The organism is Streptomyces sp. NPDC057854, assembly GCF_042797055.1.
In the GTDB taxonomy this organism is placed as follows: Bacteria; Actinomycetota; Actinomycetes; order Streptomycetales; family Streptomycetaceae; genus Streptomyces.
Map to the genome: position 1 here is coordinate 492,642 of NZ_JBHVMF010000001.1, position 11,174 is coordinate 503,815.

At 74.5% G+C, this 11,174-nt stretch carries 8 protein-coding genes; 5 read left to right on the forward strand and 3 right to left on the reverse strand.

The window, feature by feature from the left end; all coding sequences use genetic code 11:
* Positions 1-3: 3 nt before the first annotated feature.
* On the reverse strand, positions 4-1,275 hold the full coding sequence (locus ACFVQZ_RS02235; protein WP_383618923.1) for an MFS transporter: 1,272 nt from the start codon (positions 1,273-1,275) through the stop codon (positions 4-6).
* A gap of 79 nt (positions 1,276-1,354) precedes the next feature.
* Entirely contained in the window at positions 1,355-1,936 is a 582-nt protein-coding gene (locus tag ACFVQZ_RS02240; RefSeq protein WP_383618925.1) for a hypothetical protein, read from the reverse strand.
* Between the two features lie 208 nt (positions 1,937-2,144).
* Here ACFVQZ_RS02240 and ACFVQZ_RS02245 point away from each other — a divergent pair, with 208 nt between their 5' ends.
* Positions 2,145-3,176 carry a LacI family DNA-binding transcriptional regulator gene (locus tag ACFVQZ_RS02245; RefSeq protein ID WP_030494914.1) on the forward strand — a complete coding sequence of 344 codons (1,032 nt, stop codon included), beginning with the start codon at positions 2,145-2,147 and terminating at the stop codon, positions 3,174-3,176.
* Positions 3,177-3,184: 8 nt separating this feature from the next.
* Here ACFVQZ_RS02245 and ACFVQZ_RS02250 read toward each other — a convergent pair whose 3' ends face one another.
* Positions 3,185-5,983 (reverse strand): glycosyl hydrolase, encoded by a 2,799-nt coding sequence (locus ACFVQZ_RS02250; RefSeq protein ID WP_383618928.1) that lies wholly within the window; start codon positions 5,981-5,983, stop codon positions 3,185-3,187.
* Positions 5,984-6,341: 358 nt separating this feature from the next.
* On the opposite strand from ACFVQZ_RS02250, the gene ACFVQZ_RS02255 reads away from it, so the two are divergent.
* The 4 genes from ACFVQZ_RS02255 to ACFVQZ_RS02270 all read left to right on the forward strand — a co-directional run bounded on the left by ACFVQZ_RS02255 (position 6,342) and on the right by ACFVQZ_RS02270 (position 11,166).
* Complete coding sequence (locus tag ACFVQZ_RS02255) at positions 6,342-7,646, forward strand: extracellular solute-binding protein (protein ID WP_030494916.1); 1,305 nt, start codon at positions 6,342-6,344, stop codon at positions 7,644-7,646.
* A gap of 191 nt (positions 7,647-7,837) precedes the next feature.
* Complete coding sequence (locus tag ACFVQZ_RS02260; protein WP_030494917.1) at positions 7,838-8,785, forward strand: carbohydrate ABC transporter permease; 948 nt, start codon at positions 7,838-7,840, stop codon at positions 8,783-8,785.
* Positions 8,782-9,693, forward strand: coding sequence for a carbohydrate ABC transporter permease (locus tag ACFVQZ_RS02265; RefSeq protein ID WP_383618930.1), 912 nt, complete (start codon positions 8,782-8,784; stop codon positions 9,691-9,693). Before ACFVQZ_RS02260 ends, ACFVQZ_RS02265 begins: the two co-directional genes overlap by 4 nt.
* 72 nt (positions 9,694-9,765) lie before the next feature.
* Positions 9,766-11,166, forward strand: coding sequence for a GH1 family beta-glucosidase (locus ACFVQZ_RS02270; protein ID WP_030494919.1), 1,401 nt, complete (start codon positions 9,766-9,768; stop codon positions 11,164-11,166).
* The last annotated feature ends 8 nt before the right edge of the window (positions 11,167-11,174 follow it).

Consider the following 11,174-nt stretch of genomic DNA (forward strand, 5'->3'; position numbering starts at 1 on the left):
CCGTCAGGCGTCCGCGCCCCGGGTGCGGGCGGCCCAGCGGGAGACCGGCCCGGTGGCGGCGGCGGCCAGCACGAAGACGCCGCCGAGCAGCAGCCAGCCGGCGGGTCCGACGCCGATCAGGAGGGTCGTCACGACGACCGGTCCGAGCGCGCGGGCCACGGGGACGCCGGCGCCGTAGAAGCCCTGGTACTGGCCGATCCGGTCGGCGGGCGCCAGGCCGAGGCCCAGCTGCCAGGAGCCGGCCGCGTGCCGCATCTCGCCCACGACCATGAGGACGGCGCCGAGGACCAGGACGGCGACGGCCGGCCCGGCGCCGAGCCCGGGGAGCGCGGTGGCCGCGAAGACGGCGCAGCCGGCGAACATGACGGCGCCCGCGCCCCGGACGGCCGCCGCGGCGGTGCCGAGGTCGGTGACCGAGCGGGCGGCCCGGACCTGGAAGAGGGTGACGGCCGCGGTGTTGAGGACGAAGAGCGCGGAGACGGTCCAGCCGGGCGCCGCCGTCCGCTGGGTGATCCACAGCGGCAGGGCGAGGCTGAGGACCGGCAGCCGCAGCAGCATCAGCGCGTTGAGCAGGGCCAGGGCGGCGTACGGGCGGTCGCGGAGCACGGCCGTCCCGGAGCCGCCGCGCGCGGCGGCCGGGGCCGGGGCGGTCGCGGGCGCGGGGAGCCGGCCGAGCAGCAGGGCGCAGCAGAGGAAGCCGGCCGCGTCGAGCACGAAGACGGCGTGGTAGGCGCCGCGCGTGCCGGCGTGGAGGGCGATGCCGCCGAGGGCCGCGCCGACGGCGAGGCCGGCGTTGAGGACGGCCTGGAGCCGGGCGAGGACGGCGGTGCGGTCGGCCGGGGCGACCAGCCCGGCGAGGAGCGCCTGCCGGGCGGCGGCGAGCCCGCTCTGGGCGCAGGCGTAGAGGGTGGCGGCGGCCAGGAAGGCCGGGAAGGAGTCGGTGAGCAGGAAGGACGCGACCGCCGCGGCGGTGACGAGCGCGAGGAGGACGGAGACGCCGCGCGGGCCGCGCCGGTCGGCGAGCGCCCCGAGCGGCACCCCGGCGGGTGAGCCGACCGCCCAGGCGACGGCGAGGCCGGCGCCGACCTGGGCGGCGGAGAGTCCGGCGACGCCCGTGAAGTAGAGCGCGGAGGTGACGTAGAAGGCGCCGTCGCCGACGGAGTTGGCGAGCTGGGCGAGGAGCAGGGCGCGGGGCGCGGACGCCCGCGCGGACGCGGCGGGCGGGGTGGTCGCGGGGGTCGCGTCGGCGGGGCGCGCCGGGGAGGTGTTCGCCATGGACACGACGGTACGGTGAAGTGGCCCGCGTCTCCTGGTCCATTGACGGACCTTCTGCCTGGGCCACTTCGACGGTCCGTCAGCGGCCGTAGGCGCTCCGGCAGAGCTCGGCCGCCCCCATCGGGGCATCGATCCGCCGCGCCTCACGGCAGAGCTCCCGCATCTCGGGCACCTGCCCGCCGGCCGGGCGGGGCGCGGCGGTGCGGGGCGACGGCACGGCGCGGGTCCGGGGCGGCTGCTGCCGCACCGGGGCGGGCCGGGGCGGGGTCGCGATACGGGGCTCCGGCGCGGGAGCGGGCGCACCGCCGTACCGCGCCGGCGTCCGGCTGCCGTCCGCGCCGGGGGCGGCGGTCCGCGCGCGGGCTCCCGCGCCCCCGCCGGCCGGGGGCCGTACGCCGACGCCCCCGGCGCCGGGCCGACGGGTCGGCACCGCGTCCGAGTGCCCCTCCGTGCGGGCCAGTTCCTCCCGGGGCTCGGGCTCGACCGGGCGCTCGGGGCGGTCCGGGAGCGGCGCCGGCGGGCGCTGGGCGGCGGGCGCGGGGGCGGGCGGGGCGGCCCCCGGCGGGCGGGGCGCGGGCGGCGCGGAGGGCTCGGGGAGGGCGACGCACCCGCCGACCAGGAGGGCGGTGAGCAGCGGGAGCGCCGTACGGCGGACGTTCATGGCGGTCACGCTGCCGTACGGGACCGGCGGCGGCAGCCGGTACGGGCCGCGACCACCGGCACGGGTGAACGCCGGCGGGCCCCGGCGACCCCCTCCCAGAGAGCGCTCTCAGAACGCTCACCGGTACGGATATCCTGGCCCCGGAACATCACGCGGTCCGTCCGGGCAGCCGCCCGCTCCCGGACCGAGCAGATGAAGGGGGCCCCACGTGGCCGAGCAGACGACGGGGGCACGCCCGACCCTGGAGGCCGTCGCGGCCCGCGCCGGCGTGTCGCGGGCGACGGCCTCCCGGGTCGTCAACGGCGGCGCCGGGGTGCGCCCCCCGCTGGTCGAGAAGGTCCGCCGGGCGGTCGACGAGCTCGGGTACGTGCCCAACCTGGCGGCCCGCACCCTCGTCACCCGGCGGAACGGCGCCGTGGCCGTCGTCATCGCCGAGCCGGAGTTCCGGATCTTCTCCGACCCCTTCTTCCAGCAGCAGGTGCGCGGCATCAGCCGCGAACTGACCGTCCACGACTCGCAGTTGGTGCTGCTCTGGGTGGAGAGCCCGGGCGACCACGACCGGATCGCCCGCTACCTCGGCAGCGGGCACGTCGACGGCGCCCTCGCCTTCTCCCTGCACGACGAGGACGAGCTGACCGCGGTGCTGCGCCGGGCCAAGATACCGACGGTGCTCGGCGGGCGACCGGCGGACGGGACCGGCCCGGAGCTTCCGTACGTGGACGCCGACAACCGCGGCGGGGCCCGCGAGGCCGTCCGGCTCCTGGTCGACCGGGGCTGCCGCGCGGTGGCGCACCTCGCCGGGCCGCGCGACCAGACGTCGGCCGCGGACCGGGCCGGCGGCTGGCGGGACGCGCTCGGGGAGCCGGACCCGGAGCTGCTGTGCCACGGCGACTTCACGGCCGAGAGCGGCGCCCGGGCCATGGCCGAACTGCTCGACCGGAGGCCGGACGTGGACGGCGTGTTCGCCGCCAACGACCTGATGGCCTCCGGCGCGCTGCGGGTGCTGCGGGAGCGGGGGCGCCGGGTCCCCGAGGACGTGGCCGTGGTCGGCTTCGACGACGTGGCGTCGATCGCCGAGCACACCGAGCCGCCGCTGACGACGGTCCGGCAGGACATCGAGGGCATGGGCCGGCTGATGGTCCGGCTGCTCATGCGGCTGCTGAACGACCACGGGTCCGGGGCACCCGCCCCGGACCCGCTGATCACGCCGACGACCCTGGTGCGCCGGGCGTCGGCCTAGCCCCCGGTTCAGTCGAAGGGGATGACGACGACGGAGTCCGCCGTCCCCGTCCGGACCGTGGACGGGCCGTTGCCGATGGCGCTCCACAGCTCCACGCGGACGGTACCGCCGCGCAGGTCGCCGAGGGTGCCGGTGGCGGACCTCAGGCCCCGGGCTTGGTCGTAGCGCTCCCAGCCGGGCACCGGGTCGGTGGCGAAGTAGTGGTACGTCTCGGTGCGTTCGAAGGTGCCGTCGCCGGTCAGGTCGTAGCTGATCCGGGCCTGCTGGCCCAGGCCGACGGCGGTGCCGGCGTCGACGGCGAGGCGGAAGGCCGTGGCGGCGCCCGGGGTGAGGGTGCCGGTGACGTTCCGGGCCTCGTAGACGAGCGGCTGGTGCGGGGTGCCGTCGTGGTTGGCGCCGCCGGCGGAGGCGATCGTGTCGCTGCCCGCGGTGGTGTCGGTGGCGGTCGTCAGCCGGCCGCCGCTCACCAGCCGGAAGGTGTCGCCGGTGCTCGGCTCGGGGCAGGCCGGCGCGCCGGGCTGCCCGCACGGGACAGAGCCGGTGCCCTTGCCGGTGGCGGTGGAACGGGCCGGTACGGTCAGGGACTTGCCGTCGGAGAAGGTGACGGTGACCGGGGCGGAGCCGTGGTTGTGGGCGGCGTAGGTGCGCTCGGTGCCCTTGAGGAAGACGGCGGACGCGGGGATCGAGCCGGTGACGCTCGCGTCGGGCGCGCCGAGCGCGTCCAGGGTGGTCAGCCAGTGGTAGGTGTGGGCGCGGGTCTCGCCCGCCTCGGGGGTGTAGTTGCCGCCGGTGGCGTCGAACCGTCCCTTGGCGCGGGCCGGGTCGGCGAGCGACTCGAACTCCCAGAGGATGTCGCGCCATTCGACGGCGGGGCCGCCGTTCTCGCGCTCCATCTCGGCCAGGTTCCGGCGGATCGCTCCCGGGTAGCCGCCCATGTGGAGGGAGCCGCCGGCGGTCACCGGGAGGGTGTTGATGCCGTGGATCTCCTCCGGGTTCGCCGTCCACCAGGTGGCGTAGGCGCCGCCGCTGCCCCAGACCATGCCGACGGTGTCGTGCCCGAAGGAGCCCGGGAAGACCTGCTGGTCGGCGTCGAACCAGTACTGGCCGATGGCGTCGGACTCGGTCGCGAGGAGGTAGCCGCCGAGGTCGCGCAGGGCGGTGTCACCGGTGGCTGAGCCCCAGAGGACGAGCGCGGCGCTCAGGTTGGTGGACTCGGAGGACGACTCCTGGTTGTTGCCGGCCGCGAAGCCGGAGTGGCCGGAGGCCCAGCTGTGCCCGGCGTAGACGTCGAAGCCGCGCAGGAACGGGAAGGCGCTGTCGGTGCGGCTCGGGTTGGCGACGTCGCGGACCAGCGTCTTGACCATGCCGCCCCAGGCGGAGTCGGCGGCCCACGCCGGGTCGTACTGGGCGACGATCGCGGCGGCGTACACGTAGTAGCCGTAGTGGAAGTGGTGGTCGTTGAGCTCGGTGTCGCTGCCGTACGAGGCGGGGTAGCCGGTCAGGGTCTTCCAGGTACGGTCGTACGAGAACTCGCTCGCGCCGCCCACCGTGAACCACTCCTGCAGCCGGCCCTTGAGCAATCCGACCAGCCGGTCGCGCAGGGCGGTGTCGCCCAGCTGCTCGGCGAGCGGCACCAGCTGCGCGAGCTTGCCGAGGGCCTTGCCCGTCCAGTACGTGTCGGTGGCGCCGGAGAACGGGTCGGCGGAGTTCACCACCTCGTTCAGATAGCCGCGCAGCCGCGCCTGGTCCACCGCGCCCGAGGCGGGCAGCGCGGGCAGGACGGCGGCCTGCTTCCGGCTGGTGGTGAACGTCCTGCTCTCCCGCACCTTCATGGTGCCGCGCGGGGAGACGTACGTGTACGGGGTGAGGGGGTCGGAGGTGTGAAGCCACTGGTGCCGGTAGAGGGCCTGGAGGGTGCCGGTCTCGGTGCCCTCCTTCGCCTCGGTGGTGAGGGCGTACGTGGCGTTGATCCGGCCGCCGGAGGACGACCAGGTGACGCGGGAGCCGGTGACGAAGCTGTAGGCGTACCGGCGGAAGGTCGCCAGGGCGTCGGTCGACGGGAGGACGGCGACGGAGAAGTAGTCCTTGCCGGCGAGCCCGGCGGTGACCGTGCTGCCGGAGACGGTCCAGTCGGCGCCGGAGGGGGCGAACAGGGCGTAGTGGTGGCCGGCGACGGTGATGCCGAGGACGTTGCCCTGGTCGGCGAAGACGGTGGGGGCGGTGGCCGTGGTGACGCGGGCGTCGCCGCCGGTGCCCCGGGCGTACACGAACGGCATGCCGTGGCCGATGGTGGTGCGCAGGGTGCGGGCGCCGTCGGACCAGAGCGGGGTGACGGTCCAGTCCGACCAGTCGTCGGCCTTGGTGTCGGGCGAGTTGAGGCCGGTGAGGCCGAGGGTGAGGTCGGCCTTGTGGGGGAACTCGTACTGGCGCCCGTCGCCGACGATCGCGGGCGTGGTGGGGTAGCCGATCTCCAGGCCGCCGGCCACGGCCTGGTAGGTGAGCGGGTGGCCGTACATCGGGGTGGAGTACGGGTTGTCGCCGTAGCGCTGGAAGGCGAGCGAGGACCACCAGTCGTTGGTGGGCACCGGCCGGTCCTTGGCGGCGGCGGTCACCTTGGGGGTGACGGGGGCGCCGGTGTTCGTGGTGGGGCCGGAGGTCCCGGCGGGGCGGGTGTCGGAGTAGCTGCCGGCGCCCACGGGGACGGTGGCGGCGGAGGCGGGCCCGGCGGCGGCCGGTACGAGACCGGCGGCGGCGAGGGCGGCGGTGAGGACCAGCGACGCGGCCGGTCGGGAGCGGGGAGCTGACACGTACAGCACCTCGTTGCGGTGGAAGGGGTGTGGGGGTGTGGGGTGATGTGGGGATGTGGGGGGTTTTCGGGGGATGGTCCGCACGGGACCTGAGAGCGCTCTCAGCAGTGCGCAACGTAAAACTCCCGAAACCTGAGCGTCAAGAGAAGCGACACAGGGAGGAGTTGGAGCGGAGGCTCCGTAGGAACCGCTCGATTCCGAGCCGTTACGCCTTCGAGTCTTGACGGGAACGGCGGAGTCGGGGCACGCTCCAGACCGTTCTTGAGAGCGCTCTCAAGCGTCCCTCCGGCCTCCGGGAGGACCCGGAGCCGTCCCTCGCCCCTCCCCCGACCCGTCCCGACGCCAAGGGAGCCCTTCCATGCCCCTCACCCGAGCCGCCACCCAGGCCGCCCTCCGCCTCGGCGCGGTCGCGGTCGCCGGTTCCCTGCTCGCCGCCTGCGGATCCGGCGCCTCCGGCACCGCCTCCGACAAGGCGGACGGCAAGGTCACGATCACCGTCGACCTCTTCGGCTCCTTCGGCTACAAGGAGGCCGGCCTCTACGCCGAGTACGAGAAGCTGCACCCCGGCGTCACCATCAAGCAGACCGACACCGAGGACGAGGCCGACTACTGGAAGTCGCTCCAGACCCGGCTCGCCGGCGGCGGAGGCCTCGCCGACGTCCAGGGCATCGAGGTCGGCCGCATCGCCTCCGTCACCCAGCAGCAGGCCGACCGCTTCGAGGACCTGCGGAAGTACGGGGCCGACGGGCTCAAGGGCCAGTTCGCCGACGCCAAGTGGGCCGCCGCCACCGGCAAGAACGGCGAGGTGCTGGGCCTCGGCACCGACGTCGGCCCCGAGGCCATGTGCTACCGCACCGACCTGTTCCAGCAGGCCGGACTCCCCACCGACCGCACCGAGCTGGCCAAGCGCTGGTCCACCTGGGACGGCTACCTGGAGCTCGGCAAGCAGTACAAGGCCAAGGCGCCCGCCAAGAGCGCCTGGCTGGACAGCGTCGGCAGCCTCTTCTCGATCATGATCGGGCAGGAGAAGGAGCGCTACTACGACGCCTCCGGCGCCCTGATCTGGGAGACCAACCCCGCGCTCAAGACCGCCTGGGAGACCGCCGTCGAGGCGAGCGATGCCGGCCTGAGCGCCAAGCTCGACCAGTGGTCCCCACAGTGGAACCAGGCGTTCGCCGCCGGCTCCTTCGCCACCATCCCCTGCCCCGCCTGGATGCTCGGCTACATCAAGGGCCAGGCCGGCGACAGCGGCAAGGGCAAGTGGGACATCGCGGCGCTGCCCGGCGGCGCCGGCAACTGGGGCGGCTCCTACCTCGCGGTGCCGCGCGCCGCGCAGCACAAGAAGGAGGCGTACGAGCTGATCAAGTGGCTCACCGCGCCCGAGCAGCAGGCGAAGGTCTTCGCCAAGCAGGGCAACTTCCCCTCCTCGACCGGCGCGATCGCCGAGGTCGCGGACACCACGGACCCGTACTTCTCCGGCGCCCCCATCGGCAGGATCTTCGGCGACGCGGCCAAGGCGGCGCCGGTCCAGGTCCTCGGCGTCCACGACCAGAACATCAACCAGCAGATCACCAACGCGCTGAGCGAGGTCGAACGCAAGGGCCTGGCGCCGGAGAAGGCGTGGGACAACGCGAAGAAGGGCGTCGCCAACACCCTCGGCTGACCCCGCTCCCGGCCGGGCGGCGACGGGCCGAACCGCCCGGCCGCCCGGCCGCCGGAACCCCCGCCGGGCCGCCCGGCCGCCCAAGCCCCCGTACGGGCCGCCCCCGTCCTGGGCCTGTACGCATCCCGGGCTACTCGCCGGCCCCCTCGCCCCTCGCCCCCTCCCCCGACCGCCTCCCGAAGGGCCGCACCGTGACCCTCACCGCTCCGGCGAAAGCCGTCGCCGTCCCGCGCCAGCCGGTTCTCCGGCGGGCGTGGCGCGTGGTGTCGCCGTACACGTACGTCGCGCCGTTCTTCACCCTCTTCGCCGCCTTCGGGCTCTTCCCGCTGGTCTACACGGCGTACGTGTCCCTCCACCGGGTCGAACTGCAGAACCCCGGCGCCATGGAGTGGCGCGGACTCGGCAACTACACCGCCCTCTTCGGCGACGAGTTCTTCTGGACCGCGCTGCGCAACACCTTCACCATCGGCGTCCTGTCGACCGTCCCGCAGCTGGTCATGGCGCTCGCGCTGGCCCACCTGCTCAACCACCGGCTGCGCGGCCGGACGTTCCTGCGGACGGCGATGCTGCTGCCGTACGCCACCTCCGTCGCCGCCGCGACCCTCGTGTTCGCCCAGCTCTTCGGCCGCGACTTCGGGCTCGTCAACTACGTCCTCGGTCTCGTCGGCGTGGGGCCGGTCGACTGGCAGTCGGGCACGCTCAGCTCGCAGATCGCCGTCTCCACGATCGTCGTGTGGCGCTGGACCGGCTACAACGCGCTCATCTACCTCGCCGGCATGCAGTCGATCCCGTCGGAGCTGTACGAGGCGGCGGAGATGGACGGCGCCTCCCGATGGCGGCAGTTCTTCCACGTGACGCTGCCGGGCCTGCGGCCGACGATCCTCTTCACCGTCGTGGTCTCCACCATCGGCGCCACCCAGCTGTTCGGCGAGCCGCTGCTCTTCGAGGGCTCCATGTCGGGCGGCATCTCGCACCAGTACCAGACCCTCGGCCTCTACATGTACGAGCAGGGCTGGGGCTTCTTCCACCTCGGCCGCGCCGCCGCCATCGCCTGGGTGATGTTCCTGCTGATCCTGGTGCTCGTCGGGGTCAACGCCCTGATCGCGCGCCGCCGTTCCCGCAAGGAGGCCGGCCGATGACCGCACTCGCCGACCCGCCCGCTCCGCCCGCCCCGGTCGTCGCGCCCGCCGCGCGGCGGCCCGGCCGGCCCCGCCGCTCGGGCGCCGGACGGACCCTGAAGGCCGGCCCGCTCGCGTACGCGGTGCTGATCCTGGCGGTCCTCGTCTCGGCCTTCCCGTTCTACTGGACCATCGTCGCCGCCAGCCGCACCAACGCCGACCTGGCCCAGGTGCCGCCGTCGCTGGTGCCCGGACCGCACCTGATCGAGAACTTCGAGGCCGTCCTCGCCGAGGCCGACATCGGCAAGGCGCTGCTCAACTCGCTGATCGTGTCCGGCTCGATCACCGTCGGCACGGTGCTGTGCTGCACCCTCGCCGGGTTCGCCTTCGCCAAGCTCCGCTTCCGCGGCCGGGGCGCGCTGCTCGCGGTCACCGTGGGCACGATGATGATCCCGCCGCAGCTCGGCGTCATCCCGCTGTTCATGCTGATCGCGGAGCTCCAGTGGGTGAACCAGCTCCAGTCGGTGATCCTGCCCGGGCTCGTCTCCGCCTTCGGCGTGTTCTTCATGCGCCAGTACCTCGTGCAGTCGCTGCCCGACGAGCTGATCGAGGCGGCACGGGTCGACGGCGCCTCCACCGCCCGGATCTTCTGGTCGATCGTGGTGCCGATCGCCCGCCCCGGCATGGCCGTCCTCGGCCTGCTCACCTTCATGGCCGCGTGGAACGACTTCTTCTGGCCGATCGTGGCGCTCTCCTCGCAGGAGCCGACCGTCCAGGTGGCGCTCCGCCAGCTCGGCGGCGGCTACGTCCACGACCAGTCGGTCATCATGGCCGGCACCCTGCTCGGCACGCTGCCCGTGCTGCTGGTCTTCGGCCTGCTGGGCCGCCAGATCGTCGGCGGCATCATGCAGGGCGCGGTCAAGGGCTGACCCCTCCGGCTCCGCCGCCTTCCCTCCGCTCCGCTCCGCTCCCCTCCCCCGTCTTCCTGGAGTTGCCTCCTCATGACCGCTGTCGACGCCCGCCCCGAGTCCGCCGCCACGCTCCGCTTCCCGGAGGGCTTCCGCTGGGGCACCGCCACCGCCGCGTACCAGATCGAGGGCGCGGCCTCGGAGGACGGCAGGACGCCGTCCATCTGGGACACCTTCAGCCGGACGCCCGGCAAGGTCCGCAACGGCGACACCGGCGACATCGCCGCCGACCACTACCACCGGGTGCGCGAGGACGTCGCTCTGATGCGCGAGCTGGGCGTGACGGACTACCGGTTCTCGGTCGCCTGGCCGCGCGTGCAGCCCACCGGGCGCGGTCCGGCGCTCCAGAAGGGCCTGGACTTCTACCGGCGGCTCTGCGACGAGCTGCGCGAGGCGGGCATCCGGCCGGTGGCGACGCTGTACCACTGGGACCTGCCGCAGGAACTGGAGGACGCGGGCGGCTGGCCGCGCCGGGAGACGGCCGCCCGGTTCGCCGAGTACGCGGGGATCGTCGCCGGCGGGCTGGGCGACCGGGTCGCGACCTGGACGACGCTGAACGAGCCGTGGTGCGCCGCGTTCCTCGGGTACGGCAGCGGGGTCCACGCTCCGGGCCGGACGGACGACGCCGCCGCCCTGCGCGCCGCGCACCACCTGAACCTGGCGCACGGCCTCGCGGTGGGCGCGCTGCGGGAGACGCTGCCGGCCGGGACCGAGGTGTCGCTGACGCTCAACCTGCACGTGGTGCGGGCGCTGACGGAGTCGGCGGAGGACCGGGACGCGGCCCGGCGCATCGACGCGGTCGCGAACCGCGTCTTCCTGGACCCGGTCTTCCGGGGCCGGCTGCCGGAGGACCTGGTGCGGGACACGGCCGGGGTGACGGACTGGGGGTTCGTGCGGGACGGGGACCTGGCGGCGATCGCCGCGCCGATCGACTCGCTGGGCCTGAACTACTACTCCCCCACGGTGGTCGCGGCGGGCTCCTCGGAGTCGCCGTCGCCGTGGGCGGGCGCCGAGCGGCACGTGCGGTTCCTGCCGGCGCCGGGGCCCCGGACGGCGATGGACTGGCCGGTGGACGCGGACGGACTGTACGAGCTGCTGGTGCGGCTGCGCGACGAGCTGCCGCACGTGCCCCTGATGATCACGGAGAACGGGGCCGCGTACGACGACTACGCGGACCCGTCCGGGCAGGTGCGCGACCCGGAGCGGGTCGCGTACCTGCGCGGGCATCTGGCGGCGGTGCGGCGGGCCGTGGAGGACGGCGCGGACGTGCGGGGCTACTTCTTGTGGTCGCTCCTGGACAACTTCGAGTGGGCGTTCGGGTACAGCAAGCGGTTCGGGATCGTGCACGTGGACTTCGCCAGTCAGCGGCGGACGCTCAAGGACAGCGCCCGCTGGTACGCGGACGTGATCGCGCGCGGCGGGCTGCCGGCCTGAGCGTCCGG